A 15,272-nucleotide genomic window follows, 5' to 3' on the forward strand; every position below is an offset into this window, starting at 1 on the left:
CTTAGGTAAGCCTATGTACTAATATATTTTAAAAGGATAATCCAAAACATATGCTCAATATTGAGTTATACAACAAAGGATTATCCTTAATTGAGTATCTCAATATTGAGTATTTATGATTGAGTAACTCAATATTGAGTTTCTTGCCAATCTGGGTTCAGGCTGGAGCTCCGCCACCCTAGCAGCACAAAGAGCTACTAGCGCCGGATGCTCACAACACGCCAACCTTGGGACGAGTATGTATGCCGTGCCAGACTTTCGCAGTAGCGGGCTCTAGCATCTTATCGCGCCACCCGCCGAGGTATCTCAACCGCTTCCCCACAGTACCCCTGTCCCCAGCTGGCTGCCGTCATGTCTCCGAACCCAGCTGGCGGTGAAGCTCAAGGCCCCACATTTGAATATAGGCAACAGGAGAGGTCATAAACTGCACTGGCAGCATAATTTTTTTGAGGTCGAAATAATAGGACTAATTGCAGGGATTTTTTGAACCATGCTACTAGGTACTGGGGAGCTGTACTCCCCAGTGGCAGCCCGCGGCAGTGCGGGGTCTGGGGCCGCGCCCCAGATGTCGACGCGTGCGGCGACTTCTGGAGCCGCCGAACCGCCTACGGCGGATCGGCGGGGCAAGGCGTGCAGCCGCTGCCCAGTGTGTGCGACCGTGCCCACACGGTTGTACGCACTGCGGGGGGGGGCCGCGGTGGAATCGCAGGCAGCTCGTAGAGCGTCGCCGCAGCGATAGCCGAGCCCAAGCTAGGCGGTGCACCGTGGGGGGCCCAATAGGCCCCGCGCCCCACGCCGAAGGCGCGGGTAAGTGGGTCAAGGCAGGCGCAGCGCTGACCGACAGCCCAACCGCGTCCAGCGGGCCGGGTTGAGCCACTTACCCGCGCCTTTGGCGTGGGGGCGCCCTTGGGGTTTGCGGCCTGACGGCGGCGTTCAGCCGCTGTCAGTGAGCGGCCCGGCGTCCAGCCGGGGAAAGCGAACGGTGACCGCCAGGCGCGAAGCGGCTGTTCACCTCCCCTGTTCACCCTCCCTCGTACAGGGAGATGAACGGGGTTTCTCTCTATACGAATCATGACAACAACTTTCGGAACAGTCATGATGAACAAAAACGATGGACGAAATATTGCTCAAGAAAATGAAACGCGGGTCCTGAGAGCACTGCACAGATTCGGTTGGTTGCGGACCCGCGACCTTGCTACATTATGCTGGCGGCGATGGGCGCCAAAGCCGAGTGCTATGCCTGATGTAGCAAGAACCCAACCGACAGAATCCGCCATACGAATGGCTCAGCGAACGTTGCGTCGCCTGCGCCTGAGTCGATTTGTCATTCTAGGGCGAGGTGCTGACGGCAGCACCCTCTATGCGCTTTCGGCAACCGGAGCGCGCAGGCTGAAGAGCATGGGTATCACAGCGGATAGTGGAAAGGACCTTGTACGCAGCTTTAGTAGCGCACATTACCGACATCGCTGTATTGCAAACGAAATCGCCATCTCAGGGATAGTGCAAGGTTATCGCGTTTCGACTGAACGGGAGATTTCGCAGGGCCTGTGGCTCGGCGGCGAATCCGGAGTTGCGGGTAAGCGACCTGATGTCCTACTGCGTAGCGAGGGCCGTTTATATTTTATTGAAGTTGAGCGAAGCCGTAAAAACGCTAAGGATTACAAGGCCTTATTGACCTGGTTAGGCAAGGTTTTGCAGGACAGCGCCCGGCGAGACGGACCACGCCTTCTTGGACTTGGGCAGCTTTGGGGAAAGATAATTTTCATCTGCACCGGCACCTTCGAAAAGAAGCTGCGTAAAGACCTGGAAAATGTGGGATGGACGCAGGCACAGACAGATTCGCTTTTATGCTTCGAAACGGCGCTATACTATTTTGCGGAAACATTGTTTTCATAAAAGGTAGGAAAGGAGACATGGCGTAGGCTGGCACCATGTCAAACGAGAACCACTCGTTAAAGCCACAAATCTCGGCCTTGACCTTGCGGAACGCGTTGCTGGCTGCCGCTCGTATTGGTTCCCGTTCCCGACCGAATGACTTCGGTCGGGGACGGTTTTCTTGCATTTCGAAAAGCGAAGATGGACATAAGTTTCCAGGCCGCCTATAAGGCGGCCATTTTGTGTAGAGCGACCATATTTTTATCTCAAGAAACCAATAAACTCCAGAGTTCAACTTCCATTTATCCTGAAAAGAAACTCTCATGTCATATTAATTAAAAAGGGAGGTCGAAAGGCCTCCCTTTTTTTATTTTACACTCATGAATTTTGAAACCAAATCCATAAGGTTGAGAGACTCATTATGCACGCGCTGTAGTAAAGGCCGTTCGCCATTCTTGGTTTTCGGATTAAGAGCAACAGCAGTAACGCTTCCGCTTTTGAATTCAACAATAGCAAGGTCGTAGGCAAAGTGCCAAATTGCTGATACCACCCGCGAGACTCGCACATTACAAGTCGCCCGAGCCTCCTTCGCCAATTCCGTTTTTATATATAGTTGCGCTAGAACTTCGTTAGCATATGAATCGTCAAATAAGCTATTTGGTTCAGAAGCTAGCTTCTGCTCACCTTCTTCAATTTCGTTAAGCAACAATTCCTTTTCTTTTCGAAGCCGTTCCGCCTCAACAATTAATTCTGGAAGCTCTCCACTCGTAGCAACAATAGCTTTCGCTAGTGCGGACGCACTGGAAGAGATGTCGCTTATTTTTGATTTCGCGACATCAATCTTTTTGACTAACTCGTCCTTATCGTATCCGAGCCCCATTTCGGCTCCGGCTAATGCGCTTATGGTAGTTAGCAGGGAAGCGTCCGTAGCACTCGCGGCTCCAGTTTTGCACTCTGTCAAACCAGCAATTTTGTTTGAACAGATTAACTGCGCCTTACTATTTCCTCTGCTCTCATTTTTCCTGTGGACCATAGCTCCACAATACCCGCAGCGAAGCAGCCCACTCCAAATGTTGAAATAATGTTCGTCTCGCCGGCGGCTAGTTGTCGCACGGGTAGCTATGCTAGCCCGCGCTCTATGCCACAGTTCATCACTAATGATACGAGGATAAAAATCAGGAATAACGATTCCACTGCTTTTACCTCGCCAATGATTAACTTCCTTTTTGGCCTCGTGAGTCATAATGCGATACTCATGCTCGCCCAGCACTGCGCGCATTCGCAACAGCCTTCCTGGCATTGTTGGATGCCATTTTTTAGGCTTTTTCTCTGTTTCCCGAGTAGGAATTGGCCACCCTTCAGCATTCGCTGTTTTGCAAATCGCTTTGCTGCCATATCCAGCTGCTGCCAACTCGAACACCTTCACCACTGCTTCCGCATGCTTGTCAACCACTTGCCAGGGCTCCGTGCTTTCTGGTCGCCAGAGCCATCCCGGAGCGCTCCCAAATTCCTTTCGGCTGCCTTTCTCTCGCGCGCTGCCAAAGGTCTCCCGCAGCCTCTTGGCTTTCATTAATGACTCTTCATGTCCTCTTGACAGCAAAAGGACACTCATCATGAAGTCCATCTTCTGGGAATTCATGGACTCCTTGGTCCACTCTATCCCATCCGTTAGTGTAACGATGATGAGTCCGGCTTCCAGCAGCTTTGTGATAAGCCCGACAGCGTCCGTGAGCTCCTCACGCGTGAGCCGGTCGAAAGCCTCGACAAGCAGATAAGTGCCGGCCTCAACCTTTCCCGCTTCAATGAGGTCGAGTAGCAATCCCAGTTTGCCGCGCCGCTTGTTTGCGCCTGTCCAAGCACTTATCCCGGTATCTTGTAGTGTGAGGTCATCCAGAACGAATCCACGCTCCTGACACCATTTCTGTGCGTTCCTGACCTGTCGTTCAAGGCTGGTTCCTTTCGCCTGTCGCGCAGACGAGAACCGGGCGTACGCTAGTACCCTCGTTTGTTTGTGTTCACTCATGTTGCATATTGTAAAGTATCGAAGTTGGTACTCCAATACCCATACCAGCGTCTACCCGCGCGAGGTGGTGAAGGCGGCGCTGCACTGCAATGCCGCCGGCGTGATCCTGGCCCACAACCACCCCTCGGGCGTGGCCGAGCCGAGCGAGGCCGATCTGCGCCTGACGTCAAGCCTGGTGCAGGCGCTGGCCCTGGTCGATATCCGGGTACTGGACCACTTCGTGGTGGCCGGCTCGCAAGTGCATTCCTTTGCCGAGCACGGCCAGCTATGAGCTGATTTACTTCTTGAGCACCTTCTCCAGCTTGGCCATGTCGACATGCTGGACATAGCCGCTGATCGTCTTCGTCACTTCGGGGTTCGACATCAATTCGAGCATGGCAACTTCGCCCAGGACCTTGAAGGAGTTAAACAAGCCGGGCTGGCCTTCCTGCTCGACGGCCGCGCGGGTCTGTGTGGGGCAGCTTTCACTCAGCAGGCGCGTCAGCACCGCAGCCATGCGCTTGTCGGAGTCAAGCTGCGCGTCCTGGCTCACCGTGGCCAGGCTGCGCATGTCCGGATGCGCGGACATGGAGATGAAGACCCAGCGCGCCAGGTCCTTGCGGTCTTTGCCGCTGGTATTGTCTTTGAGGCATTCACCGAGTGCGGTGGCTGCTGGTCCAGCCGTGGCGGCCTGGGGTGCGAGGATGGCGAGACTGAGGAGGAGGCTGGCGAGGAGGCGCATGAAATACGTTCTACTTTCTATCGGTGGAAAACACGACAATGACTCTAGCATGCATGTCCTACAGGCAACAATTCGCTGCGCATTGAATCAGAAAAATCGATTACCAGCGAGCTCATCCACAATTGTTAAATTTTAGACTGGATTAAGACACAATTGTTTTTCGCAAGTGATTGATTTGCTTTCGGTTTTCACGCTATACTCTCGTTTTTCCAATCCTGGATATTCTTAAGGAGTGCACTATGGCACGTGTCTGCCAAGTTACCGGCAAGGGAGTGATGGTTGGCAACAACGTCTCCCACGCTAACAACAAAACCAAGCGTCGTTTCCTGCCGAACCTGCAGAACCGCCGCATCTTCGTGGAATCGGAAAACCGCTGGGTCTCCCTGCGTCTGTCCAACGCCGGTCTGCGTGTGATCGACAAGCTCGGCATCGACGCCGTGCTGGCCGACATGCGTGCCCGTGGCGAAAAAGTTTAATTAGGGAGCTATCATGGCAAAAACTGGCCGCGACAAAATCAAGCTGGAATCGACCGCAGGTACCGGTCACTTCTACACCACCACCAAGAACAAGCGCACCATGCCGGCGAAGATGGAAATCACCAAATTCGACCCGAAGGCACGCAAGCACGTGATCTACAAGGAAACCAAGATCAAGTAATCGATCTTGCTTCTCCAAAAAAGCCGCCGTCCTCGACTGGCGGCTTTTTTATTTGCGGCGGCGCGAAAGCCACACTTCCTGACGCCACGCAGCACGTACGCGTGCAAATATTGCAATTCCCCCTGGACCGTGGAAGGATGGGACGTCGCGACTCTCCCGCCGAGCAGCATGCGCCTCTTCCTCTCCCTCCTCGCCGCCTGCACCCTGTGCGCCCAGGCGGCGGCGCCCGACAGTCCGGACACATTGCAGACCGTCGAGGTCAAGGCCACGCACCACCGTCTCGTTCCCTACAAGGAGTTGTTCTATCCGATGGCCAAGGCCGTCCAGCAGGGCTTGGGGGGCCGCGCCGCGCTGGCCGTCCAGCTGCGCGCCGCCCGCGCCGGCGTGCGTACCGACGACCTGTCGGTCTGGCTCGAAGGGGGCGGGGTATCGCTCCCGGTGCGCGCCGGCGAGCACGGGCTCTACGTGGTGCCGGTCGAGGATCGCATCGCCCAGCAGGATGGCAGCTTTTCGATCAACAAGCACCCCAGGGACTTGCGCGCCAACCTGGTCCTGATCCCGACCCTGCCGCCGGACGCCTGGACCATCGGCGAAGTGCGGCGCCTGCTGCGCGACGTGCATGCGACCATGGAGCCGCTCGTCCCCTGGCACCACCGCCTGCTGGCCTGGGCCTTCACGCGCCGCCTCGGCGTCTCCGTCTGCAGCGGTTCGCCGCTCGCCCAGGTCGAGGTAAGGGACGGCAGCCAGGTGCTGGCGCGCTTTCCGACCAGCGAACCGGCGCGCAACCACGCCAATGCCCCGGTCTACTGCCACCGCTTCACCGGCAACGAAAACTTCGATCCGCGCGCCCGCCTCATCTTGCCCGAGGATGCGCAAGTTCTCCTGATCTGAATACTTGGCCACAATGAAAAACGGCTCCCCGAGGGGAGCCGTCATCACTGTGCTTTGAAAAGCAGCTTATGCGTAGCTGCGCAGGCGCAGCGAGAAGTCCTGCAGCGCCTTGATGCCCGAGGCTTCGGCGCGTGCGCACCAGTCCTGCAGCTGCTGCAGCAGCTGGTCGCGGGTCGAGTGCGAACGCTCCCAGATCGCGCCCAGTTCGACACGCATCTGGTGCATGGTTTCCAGCGCCTTGCTGTGCTGGAACAGCTCGACCAGTTGCTGCTTCTGCGACAGTTCCAGCTTGCCCGGCTCGCGCTGCATCAGCTTGCGCGAGCTCTTCAGGAAGCGCGACTCCAGCTCGGCCTTGTGCTTCAGGTGCTCGAATTCCTCACGGAAAGCATGGCGCACCGACTTCGCATATTTCGCCATCACGTCATAGCGGTTGGCGATTACCGACTGCAGGGTCTCGAGGTCGGCGACCAGCTTGTCCTTGGCGAATTCCGGCTTCGGCGCAACCTTTTTCACCTTGGCCAGGCCGAGGGTCTCGAGGATGCGGATATAGCCCCAGCCCAGGTCGAACTCGTACCACTTGCTCGACAGCTTGGCCGAGGTGGCAAAGGTATGGTGGTTGTTGTGCAGCTCTTCGCCACCGATCAGGATGCCGAAGGGAATGATGTTGGTGGCCGCATCGCTGCAGTCGTAGTTGCGGTAGCCCCAGTAGTGGCCGATGCCGTTGATGATGCCGGCCGCGGTGATCGGGATCCACATCATCTGCACGGCCCAGACCGAGATGCCGACGATGCCGAACAGCGCGAAGTCGATCAGCAGCATCAGCACGACGCCCATGGCGCTGTGCTTCGAGTAGACATTGCGCTCGAGCCAGTCGTCCGGCGTGCCATGGCCGTACTTCTCCATGGTCTCCTTGTTCTTGCTTTCAGCGCGGTACAGTTCCGCACCCTCGAAGAACACCTTCTTGATGCCGCGGGTCTGCGGGCTGTGCGGGTCTTCCTCGGTGTCGCACTTGGCGTGGTGCTTGCGGTGGATCGAAGCCCATTCCTTGGTAACCTGGCCGGTGGTCATCCACAGCCAGAAACGGAAGAAGTGGCTCGGGATGGCGTGCAGTTCGAGCGCGCGGTGCGCCTGGTGACGGTGCAGGTAGATCGTCACGGCCGCGATCGTGATATGCGTCAGCCCCAGCGTGACAAAGAAGATTTGCCAGCCGGTGAGGTCGAGCAGGCCGGTCGACAGGAAGCTCAGCACGGCTTGCACGGGTTCACTACTCAAGAAATTCATTCAGTCTCCATTGATAATGCTTAGGCCCATCGTTTTATCGCGACGGCCCGCAACCCATCATTTTACGCGGTTCCAATGACGCACGGCATGTTCAAGTGCCCTATTTCACCATGATTTACGTCGCGTTTGGAGCACGCGCCACAACTGATGTTATATGCGCATCGAGTAAGCGCGTATCAATAGACGGATGACCAAGTTTTATTTGACCGGATTCGACCAGGGCATAGATTTTCTTGTTGACGTCCGAAATCGGCCCGCCCTGCCCGTTCTCCGGATCGCCCAGCCAGAAGCCGACTTCGAGTTCGTAGCCGTCGGCAGCGAAGGCGTTCAGCAATACGTTCGGCGCCGGCTGCTCGAGCACGCGCGCCACGCCCTTCGGCTGGGCTTCCAGCAGCGGCATCACGACGGACAGGTCGCTGTCGTAGGACACCGTCAGTTTCGTTACCGCGCGGACATTTCGGTTGGTCAAAGACTGGTTCAGCACGACGCCGGTGATCAGCATTTCGTTCGGCAACAGGGTCTGGGTGCCGTCGGTACTGCGCAGCACGGTATAACGCGTATTGATGCGCGCGACCTTGCCGGAATACTTGTCGATGGTGATCGGGTCGCCGATGGTCAGGCTGCGTTCCAGCAGGATGATGAAACCGGAAACATAGTTACTGGCAATGCGCTGCATGCCGAGACCGAGGCCGACGCCGAGCGCACCGCCGAACACGGACAGCACGGTCAGGTCGAGGCCGGCCAGCCCCAGGCTGAACAGCACGGCGACCAGGATCAGTACCGCACGGCTCATGCGTGCCAGCACCACCCGGATCGAGGTGTGCATGCGCTCGACGTTCATCAGACGCTCTTCCAGCGCCGCGCCGGCCCACAGCGCCAGCATCATCAGGACGACGATGGAGACTGCGCCTTCGACCAGGTCGGACAGCGAGATCTTGTGCTGGCCGATCGGCAGCTTGTGCTCCTCGAAGAAGCGGATGACGTCGGGCAGTACGCCCATGATGTGCAGGGCCACGCCCAGCCACACCAGCAGCGCAAAGATCTTCTCGAAGGTCTGGAGCGCTTCCCCCAGGGGGCCTCGGCGTGCGAACACGCGCCGCAGGAGATAGAACACGGTGCGGATCACCGCCAGCGAAGACGACAGCGGCACCGCCACGTCGAGCAAATGCACGTTCTGGTAGTGCGCCATCACGGCGCGCGTCGTCACCAAGAGGCCGAAGATCAGCAGCGGCGGCAGCACGCGGCTGAAGCTGCCCATGCCCAGGCCGATCAGGCCGCCGTGCTGGTCCTGGTGATTCTGCAGCCAGGAACGGTGCATCAGCCGCGCCAGGCCCCAGCCGACCAGCACGCACAGGACAATGGCAAGCGCCTGCCACAGGATGGCGGGCTGGTGGATGTCGCCGAGCAGGTCGGCCAGCAGTTGCTGGAGCGGCATGTGTCGGCGTTATTCCTCTGCTTGCGGGAGTTCCGACTCGTCGGCCGGCGTTTCCACGGCCGGGGCCTTCACTTTAGCCTTGCGTTGCAGCACGGCCGCGAAGAAACCGTCGGTCTGGTGCTTGTGCGGCAGCATCTTCAGATACTGATCCATTTCCAGCGGGATCTTCTGCTCTTCCAGCACCTGGTTCATCGGCACCAGCTCGAAGTCCGGATGGGTGGACAGGAACTGCTCGACGATGACGTCGTTCTCTTCGTTCAGCAGGCTGCAGGTGGCATACACGAGGCGGCCGCCGGTTTTCACGAGGCGCGAGGCGCCGTCCAGGATCGAGGCCTGCTTTTCCTGCATCTCGGCAACGGCCTCCGGCTTCTGGCGCCACTTGACGTCCGGATTGCGGCGCAGGGTGCCCAGGCCGCTGCAGGGCGCATCGACCAGCACGCGGTCGATCTTGCCGGCCAGGCGCTTGATCTTGGCGTCGCGCTCGTGCGCGATCAGCACCGGGTGCACGTTCGACAGCCCGCTGCGCGCCAGGCGCGGCTTCAGCTTCGACAGGCGCTTGTCCGAGACGTCGAAGGCGTACAGGCGGCCGGTATTGCGCATGGTTGCGCCCAACGCCAGGGTCTTGCCGCCGGCGCCGGCGCAGAAGTCGACGACCATCTCGCCGCGTCGCGCGCCGAGCAGTTGCGCCAGCACCTGGCTGCCTTCGTCCTGCACCTCGATCGCGCCTTCCTTGAAGAGCGGCAGGTTCTGCAGCGCAGGCTTTTTATGGACACGCAGGCCCAGCGGCGCATACGGCATCGGCTCGGCCGCGATCGGGGCCTTGGCGAGCTCGGCGATCACGTCCTCGCGATTGGCCTTGATGGAATTGACGCGCAGGTCCAGCGGCGCCGGGGTGTTCAGCACCGCGGCCAGTTGCAGCGCTTCCTGTTCGCCGAACTGCGCCACCAGCTTGTCGTACAGCCAGCCCGGCAGGTTGGCCTGGGTCTGCGGCGGCAACAGCGAACGGTCGACTTCCTTGACACGGGTAAGGAGATGGGTCTCATCCTCGCTCAGGCCGCCCAAAGCGTCGATGCCGACGGTCTCGGCCAGGCCCAGCAGGGCCAGCTTGCGCATCGAGGGCGTGTTGCCGGCGCCGGCGAAATCGGTGAAGAAGGATTTATTGCGCAGCACGGCATACACGGCTTCGGCGATGACGCCGCGTTCGCGGCCGCCGAAACGGGGGTGGTCCTTGAAGTAGCGCGACAGGGTGACGTCGGCGGGCGACGTGAAGCGCAGGATCTCGCGCAATACTTCTTCGGTATTGGCGATGATCGCTGGAGGCAATCTCATGGGTGTTCCTTGGTTTTAAATGCTTGTGGTTTCGGCGGGCGCATCGTCCAGGATGCGGACCTCACCGTTTTCAATCTTGAGCCTGTCTTCGACGAAGAGGCGCACCGCATGCGGGTAGAGCTTGTGTTCCTCGACCAGCACGCGGGCAGACAAGGTGTCCTCGGTATCGCCCGGCAGCACCGGCACCCGGGCCTGCGCCACCACCGGCCCATGATCGAGCTCGGCGGTAACGAAGTGGACGGTGGCGCCGTGTTCCTTCTCGCCGGCGTCCAGCGCCTGCTGGTGCGTGCCCAGTCCCGGGAACAGCGGCAGCAGCGAAGGGTGGATGTTCAGCATGCGGCCCTCGTAATGTTCCACGAAGGGCGCGGTCAGGATGCGCATGAAACCGGCCAGCACGACCAGGTCGGGCGCGAAACGGTCGATGGCTTCCTGCAGGGCCGCGTCGAACTCGGCGCGGGAAGGATATTCCTTGTTCGCCACCACGGCCGTCGGGATGCCGCGGGCACGGGCGAATTCCAGGCCCTTGGCTTCCGGTTTATTGCTGATCACCGCCGCGATGCGGGCCGGCCATCCCTGGCTTTCCGCCGCGCGCACGACCGCTTCCATATTGCTGCCACGGCCGGAAATGAGGATCACGATGTTTTTCATAGCCGGCATTGTACCGTATCGCCGGCCGGCAACCGCCGTCGGCGAGGGCTCGGAGGCCGCCCGGATGCGGCCTAGATGGTTTCCGTCGCGGGAATGGCGAAGGAGTAGAATACCCGGAAGGGGACTTTCTTCTCGGCCCAGAATTCGGCCGCGTCGCGGAACACGTCGAGCAGGTTCTCGCGTGCTTCCTTGTCGAATTTCTGTGCGCTGGGCAGTTGTTCGAGGACGACAAGGAAACCCGGCTGCGGCCCTGCTTCGCTGACGGTCGCCGTCAGACAGGTGCGCAGGGCATCGAAATTCTTGCTGCAGGGTTTGGGGAAATAGAAGTTCTCGCCGATACGGGCGCAGACTTGTTGCTTGGTCAGGGTATTTGCGCAATGCGCATACAGGAAGTGATGACCGAGGCGCGCAGCCTCCTGCTGCAGCTCGGCGACGCGGAACGCGCGGATCGACTGCACAAGATTGGGCGGCACTCTCATCAACAAACTCATTTTTTCCTCAAGATGACCAGCTCGGTGTCATGTGGCCCTGAACGTTTCAGGCGCCACGCCTGGTGGCGGTTGGCATCCGCCCGTCTTTTCTCTCCCGACTATCGTTTCCACGCGCCAATAAACCCCTTAGTGTGTAAGGGTAACGTTTTGTGGTATGGGAAGCAACCCAAATGTGATCTCAGGAATCGCATTTGTAAGAATTGGTAGGGGTGCATATGCCTGGAAATGCCCCTTTTCGACATCTCTGCCATTCTGGCAAGGCGGCGTCCGGCTGCCCGCCCCTGTTACATTTTGTTGCCACGGGGATTCGAGGGTTACCTGCGTTGAGATTACCATAGGAGGCATGAAAGTCCGGTCGGTTCCCACCCCACCAGACGACGAAAAGATCGCCCCGATACGAACTCCATTGTGAGGTAGACCATGAACCTGAACGTCAAACTGATCATCGCCGCCCTGGGCGTGAGCGCCCTGCCGCTGGCCCAGGCCCAGACGACGCACTCTGAATTTGAAGATTTTGGCCGCGTCGTCCGCGTCCAGCCGCGCGTCGAACAGATCCGCACGCCGCGTGAGGAATGCCGAACCGAGTATGTGCAGGTGCCGGTGCAGCAGCAACGCGGCGTCGGCGGCGGCATTGTCGGCGGTGTCGTCGGCGGCCTGCTCGGCAACCAGGTCGGCAGCGGCAGTGGCCGTGTCGCCGCGACGGCAGCCGGCGCGATTGCCGGCGCCATGATCGGCGACCGCTCCGAGAACGCCAACCGCCCGCAAGGCGTGCAGGAACAGGCGGTTCGCCAGTGCCGCGTGGTCGAGGCCTATGAGTCGCGCACGAATGGCTACGATGTGACCTACGAGTACCGCGGCCAGACCTATACGTCGCTGATGAACCGCGACCCGGGCAACCGCGTGCGCCTGCGCGTTTCGGTGCAACCGCTCGACGCTTATTAATCTCTTGTTATTTCTCGTTGCGCCGGGACCCAGCGTACCGGCGTGAACGGACACCGCGGCGCAAGCGCGAGCTTGCGCTGCGGGAACCCCTCCCCCGATAATAGGGCGATTCAATCAGGTCGTCCTATGCTCATCAAACGCAAATCCATCGAACAGGCCGAATCCTCGCGCCGTCCCGCGCGCAAGCCCAAGTTCGCCCCTGTCACGCTGTCCGAGCAGGACGGCGTCCGCTACCTCCATTTCGGCACCGAGTGGGTGCAGGGCGCAATGCGCATCCGCAAGCCGGACTGGCCGGAACTCGAGTACGCGCAGCAGATGATGGCCTGGATGCTGTTCATCGAAAAGCCGCAGGCCATCGCGCAACTCGGCCTCGGTGCTGCCACATTGACCAAGTTCTGTTATCGCCAGTTCCCGGAATCGACGGTGACTGCCGTCGAGCTCAATGAATCGGTCATCGCCATTTGCAATTCGATGTTCAAGCTGCCGCCCCTCGATGAACGCCTGGACGTGCTCGAGATGGATGCGATGGACTTTGTCCTCGATTCCGCCAACCATGGCGCCTTCGACGTGCTGCAATGCGACCTGTACGACGCGACCGCGCGCGGACCCGTGCTCGACACGCCCGAGTTCTACCAGGCCTGCAAGGACTGTCTGGCCGATGGCGGCATCATGACGGTCAACCTGTTCGGCGACCACCCGAGCTTTGCCAAGAACATCAAGGCGATGAAGTTCGCCTTCGGGCACGTGATCTGTCTGCCGGAAGTCCACGAGGGCAATGTGGTGGCGCTGTGCTTCCGTGATCGTCCGGTGATCGACAAGGAAGCGCTGGCGGCACGCGCTGCGCAGATCGTCGCCGAGACAAAATTGCCGGCGAAATCCTGGGTCAAGGGCATCCTCGCCGCCGCCTGAACTTCTTTCCCACCGGGAGCTGAACGTGAACACGCATGCCGTCCCACCCGCCACCACCGTCAAGGCCCCTCGCCTGCGCGCGCTCGACCTGCAGTCCATTTTTTCGTGGCTGCTGGCCGACGGCATCGTCACCAAGGAAAACGTCAAGGCCCAGTTCGCGCAAGCCCAGGGAATCCTGAAAAATGCTGCGGGCTCGATGCATCCGCTGACGGCCGTGGCACAGTGCAAGCTGGTCTCCGCCCAGCCACCGCATCGTTTGCTGACCCTGGACATACTGACCGAATGGTGCGCAACCAAGGTCGGCCTGCCCTTCATCCGCATCGATCCGCTGAAGATCGATTTCACCAAGGTGGCGGACGTGATGTCGGCCAGCTACGCGGCGCGCTTCAACATCCTGCCGGTGGAAATGAGCGCCTCGACGCTGGTCGTCGCAACGGCCGACCCGGCGAATACCGAATGGGAAGCGGAGATCGCCAAGATCTCGCGCCGCAAGATCGAACTGGTGCTGGCCAATCCGCTCGATATCGCCCAATACATTTCGCAGTTCTTCAGCCTGGCCAAATCGATCCGCGATGCCAACCGCAATACCGGGCAAGACCTGGCGATGCGGAACAACTTCGAACAACTGGTCGAACTGGGCAAGGCGAACAAGCAGTTCGATGCGAATGACCAGCACATCGTCAACATTGTCGACTGGTTGTGGGGGTATGCCTTCGAGCAGCGCGCTTCGGATATTCACCTGGAACCGAAACGCGAATTCGCGGTGATCCGCTTCCGCATCGACGGCGTGCTGCATCAGGTGTACCAGGTGCCGGCGGTCGTCATGATTGCCATGACGGCGCGCATCAAGCTGCTCGGCCGGATGGACGTGATCGAGAAGCGCCGGCCGCAGGACGGGCGCATCAAGACGCGGACCGCGGGCGGACAGGAAGTGGAGTTGCGCCTGTCGACGCTGCCGACCGCGTTTGGCGAAAAGCTCGTCATGCGTATTTTTGACCCGGAAGTGGTCGTGAAGACGCTGCCGGAGCTGGGCTTTCCGCCGGACGATGCGGCGCGCTGGGATGCGCTGACCAATCGGCCGCACGGGATCATTCTCGTCACCGGCCCCACGGGCTCGGGCAAGACGACGACGCTGTATACAACACTGAAAGCGCTGGCGACCAGCGAAGTGAATGTCTGCACCGTGGAAGACCCGATCGAGATGGTCGAGGCCTCGTTCAACCAGATGCAGGTGCAGCCGGGGATCGATTTGTCGTTTGCCGATGGCGTGCGCGCGCTGATGCGGCAGGACCCGGACATCATCATGGTGGGTGAGATTCGCGATCTGCCCACGGCGGAAATGGCGATCCAGGCTGCGCTGACCGGGCACCTGGTGTTTTCGACCTTGCACACGAACGACGCGCCATCGGCGGTCGTGCGCTTGATCGAGCTGGGGGTGCCGGATTATCTGCTGGAAGCGACCCTGATCGGCGTCATGGCCCAGCGCCTGGTGCGTACGCTCTGCCCTGACTGCAAAGCGCCGGGCGGAGAGCTGAGCGATGAGGTGTGGCAGAGCATCGGCGGCGCATGGAATATCCCGAAGCCGGCGACCGTGTACCGGCCGATCGGCTGCCCGGAGTGCCGGCAGACGGGGTACCGGGGCCGTACCGGCATTTACGAGCTGCTGACCGTGAGCGAAGGGTTTGCGCACATCGTGCGCGAATCCGGCGACATTCAGAAACTGCGCCAGCAGAGCGTGGCGGATGGCATGAAGCCATTGCGGATCGCCGGTGCGATGAAGGTTGTCGAGGGGGTGACGACGGCTGACGAGGTGCTGAAGGTCACCGCTGCGCTGGTCTGATCGCGAATTGTTCAGGTAGCACTAGCGCAAACCCAATCGGCCGGCTATAATGCTGCCTCTTTCGGGTCGTTAGCTCAGTTGGTAGAGCAGCGGACTTTTAATCCGTTGGTCGCTGGTTCGAGCCCAGCACGGCCTACCAGAATTAGTTGCAGCAGAAACGGCGTCATGAGCGATCATGGCGCCGTTTTTGTTTTGTGCTTTTGGTGCAATGGCGCTTAGCCACTGATCGA

At 59.7% G+C, this 15,272-nt stretch carries 14 protein-coding genes, 1 tRNA gene and 1 pseudogene; 9 read left to right on the forward strand and 7 right to left on the reverse strand.

Annotated elements, in window-relative coordinates:
* The first annotated feature begins 1,095 nt into the window (after window positions 1-1,095).
* Window positions 1,096-1,896 carry a hypothetical protein gene (locus NX780_RS02425; protein WP_258826273.1) on the forward strand — a complete coding sequence of 267 codons (801 nt, stop codon included), beginning with the start codon at window positions 1,096-1,098 and terminating at the stop codon, window positions 1,894-1,896.
* Between the two features lie 346 nt (window positions 1,897-2,242).
* On the opposite strand, the gene NX780_RS02430 is transcribed toward NX780_RS02425, so the two are convergent.
* Complete coding sequence (locus NX780_RS02430; RefSeq protein ID WP_258826274.1) at window positions 2,243-3,898, reverse strand: recombinase family protein; 1,656 nt, start codon at window positions 3,896-3,898, stop codon at window positions 2,243-2,245.
* Window positions 3,899-3,935: 37 nt separating this feature from the next.
* Here NX780_RS02430 and NX780_RS02435 point away from each other — a divergent pair.
* Window positions 3,936-4,169 (forward strand): annotated as a pseudogene (locus NX780_RS02435) (JAB domain-containing protein); the annotation flags it as partial.
* Window positions 4,170-4,175: 6 nt separating this feature from the next.
* Here NX780_RS02435 and NX780_RS02440 read toward each other — a convergent pair.
* Window positions 4,176-4,619: a hypothetical protein gene (locus NX780_RS02440; RefSeq protein WP_258826275.1), complete on the reverse strand. Its 444-nt coding sequence runs from the start codon at window positions 4,617-4,619 to the stop codon at window positions 4,176-4,178.
* Between the two features lie 239 nt (window positions 4,620-4,858).
* Here NX780_RS02440 and rpmB point away from each other — a divergent pair, with 239 nt between their 5' ends.
* The 3 genes from rpmB to NX780_RS02455 all read left to right on the forward strand — a co-directional run bounded on the left by rpmB (window position 4,859) and on the right by NX780_RS02455 (window position 6,167).
* Window positions 4,859-5,095, forward strand: a complete 237-nt coding sequence (gene rpmB / locus NX780_RS02445; RefSeq protein ID WP_026354825.1) for a 50S ribosomal protein L28 — start codon at window positions 4,859-4,861, stop codon at window positions 5,093-5,095.
* Between the two features lie 13 nt (window positions 5,096-5,108).
* On the forward strand, window positions 5,109-5,276 hold the full coding sequence (gene rpmG, locus NX780_RS02450; protein ID WP_005665735.1) for a 50S ribosomal protein L33: 168 nt from the start codon (window positions 5,109-5,111) through the stop codon (window positions 5,274-5,276).
* A 168-nt stretch (window positions 5,277-5,444) separates the two neighbouring features.
* Complete coding sequence (locus tag NX780_RS02455; RefSeq protein WP_258826276.1) at window positions 5,445-6,167, forward strand: hypothetical protein; 723 nt, start codon at window positions 5,445-5,447, stop codon at window positions 6,165-6,167.
* Between the two features lie 66 nt (window positions 6,168-6,233).
* Here the strand turns inward: NX780_RS02455 and NX780_RS02460 are convergent, their stop codons facing one another.
* From NX780_RS02460 to NX780_RS02480, 5 genes are all read right to left on the reverse strand, one after another.
* The gene (locus NX780_RS02460; protein WP_258826277.1) at window positions 6,234-7,448 is read right to left on the reverse strand and encodes a DesA family fatty acid desaturase; all 1,215 of its coding nucleotides are present in this window, start codon (window positions 7,446-7,448) and stop codon (window positions 6,234-6,236) included.
* Between the two features lie 115 nt (window positions 7,449-7,563).
* Window positions 7,564-8,883, reverse strand: a complete 1,320-nt coding sequence (locus tag NX780_RS02465) for a mechanosensitive ion channel family protein (protein ID WP_258826278.1) — start codon at window positions 8,881-8,883, stop codon at window positions 7,564-7,566.
* 9 nt (window positions 8,884-8,892) lie between these two features.
* The gene (locus NX780_RS02470) at window positions 8,893-10,212 is read right to left on the reverse strand and encodes an RsmB/NOP family class I SAM-dependent RNA methyltransferase (protein WP_258826279.1); all 1,320 of its coding nucleotides are present in this window, start codon (window positions 10,210-10,212) and stop codon (window positions 8,893-8,895) included.
* Window positions 10,213-10,227: 15 nt separating this feature from the next.
* On the reverse strand, window positions 10,228-10,860 hold the full coding sequence (purN, locus tag NX780_RS02475; protein WP_258826280.1) for a phosphoribosylglycinamide formyltransferase: 633 nt from the start codon (window positions 10,858-10,860) through the stop codon (window positions 10,228-10,230).
* A 71-nt stretch (window positions 10,861-10,931) separates the two neighbouring features.
* Window positions 10,932-11,351, reverse strand: a complete 420-nt coding sequence (locus NX780_RS02480) for a barstar family protein (RefSeq protein WP_258826281.1) — start codon at window positions 11,349-11,351, stop codon at window positions 10,932-10,934.
* Between the two features lie 420 nt (window positions 11,352-11,771).
* On the opposite strand from NX780_RS02480, the gene NX780_RS02485 reads away from it, so the two are divergent.
* From NX780_RS02485 to NX780_RS02500, 4 genes are all read left to right on the forward strand, one after another.
* Window positions 11,772-12,293 (forward strand): glycine zipper 2TM domain-containing protein, encoded by a 522-nt coding sequence (locus NX780_RS02485; RefSeq protein WP_258826282.1) that lies wholly within the window; start codon window positions 11,772-11,774, stop codon window positions 12,291-12,293.
* 126 nt (window positions 12,294-12,419) lie between these two features.
* Entirely contained in the window at window positions 12,420-13,202 is a 783-nt protein-coding gene (locus NX780_RS02490; RefSeq protein ID WP_258826283.1) for a spermine/spermidine synthase domain-containing protein, read from the forward strand.
* A 25-nt stretch (window positions 13,203-13,227) separates the two neighbouring features.
* Entirely contained in the window at window positions 13,228-15,042 is a 1,815-nt protein-coding gene (tfpB, locus tag NX780_RS02495; protein ID WP_502572586.1) for a type IV pilus assembly ATPase TfpB, read from the forward strand.
* Between the two features lie 63 nt (window positions 15,043-15,105).
* Window positions 15,106-15,181: transfer RNA gene (locus NX780_RS02500), tRNA-Lys, on the forward strand.
* Window positions 15,182-15,272: the final 91 nt, after the last annotated feature.

It is taken from the genome of Massilia agri (assembly GCF_024753255.1).
Taxonomy (GTDB): Bacteria; Pseudomonadota; Gammaproteobacteria; order Burkholderiales; family Burkholderiaceae_D; genus Telluria; species Telluria agri.

Bases quoted from the DNA above. Each gene is read 5' to 3' on its own strand.
- NX780_RS02465 (WP_258826278.1), bottom strand. From the start codon at position 8,883: ATGCCGCTCCAGCAACTGCTGGCCGACCTGCTCGGCGACATCCACCAG.
- NX780_RS02460 (WP_258826277.1), bottom strand. From the start codon at position 7,448: ATGAATTTCTTGAGTAGTGAACCCGTGCAAGCCGTGCTGAGCTTCCTG.
- rpmG (WP_005665735.1), top strand. From the start codon at position 5,109: ATGGCAAAAACTGGCCGCGACAAAATCAAGCTGGAATCGACCGCAGGT.
- NX780_RS02490 (WP_258826283.1), top strand. From the start codon at position 12,420: ATGCTCATCAAACGCAAATCCATCGAACAGGCCGAATCCTCGCGCCGT.
- NX780_RS02440 (WP_258826275.1), bottom strand. From the start codon at position 4,619: ATGCGCCTCCTCGCCAGCCTCCTCCTCAGTCTCGCCATCCTCGCACCC.
- rpmB (WP_026354825.1), top strand. From the start codon at position 4,859: ATGGCACGTGTCTGCCAAGTTACCGGCAAGGGAGTGATGGTTGGCAAC.
- NX780_RS02425 (WP_258826273.1), top strand. From the start codon at position 1,096: ATGATGAACAAAAACGATGGACGAAATATTGCTCAAGAAAATGAAACG.
- NX780_RS02480 (WP_258826281.1), bottom strand. From the start codon at position 11,351: ATGAGTTTGTTGATGAGAGTGCCGCCCAATCTTGTGCAGTCGATCCGC.
- NX780_RS02430 (WP_258826274.1), bottom strand. From the start codon at position 3,898: ATGAGTGAACACAAACAAACGAGGGTACTAGCGTACGCCCGGTTCTCG.
- NX780_RS02470 (WP_258826279.1), bottom strand. From the start codon at position 10,212: ATGAGATTGCCTCCAGCGATCATCGCCAATACCGAAGAAGTATTGCGC.
- NX780_RS02455 (WP_258826276.1), top strand. From the start codon at position 5,445: ATGCGCCTCTTCCTCTCCCTCCTCGCCGCCTGCACCCTGTGCGCCCAG.
- NX780_RS02485 (WP_258826282.1), top strand. From the start codon at position 11,772: ATGAACCTGAACGTCAAACTGATCATCGCCGCCCTGGGCGTGAGCGCC.
- purN (WP_258826280.1), bottom strand. From the start codon at position 10,860: ATGAAAAACATCGTGATCCTCATTTCCGGCCGTGGCAGCAATATGGAA.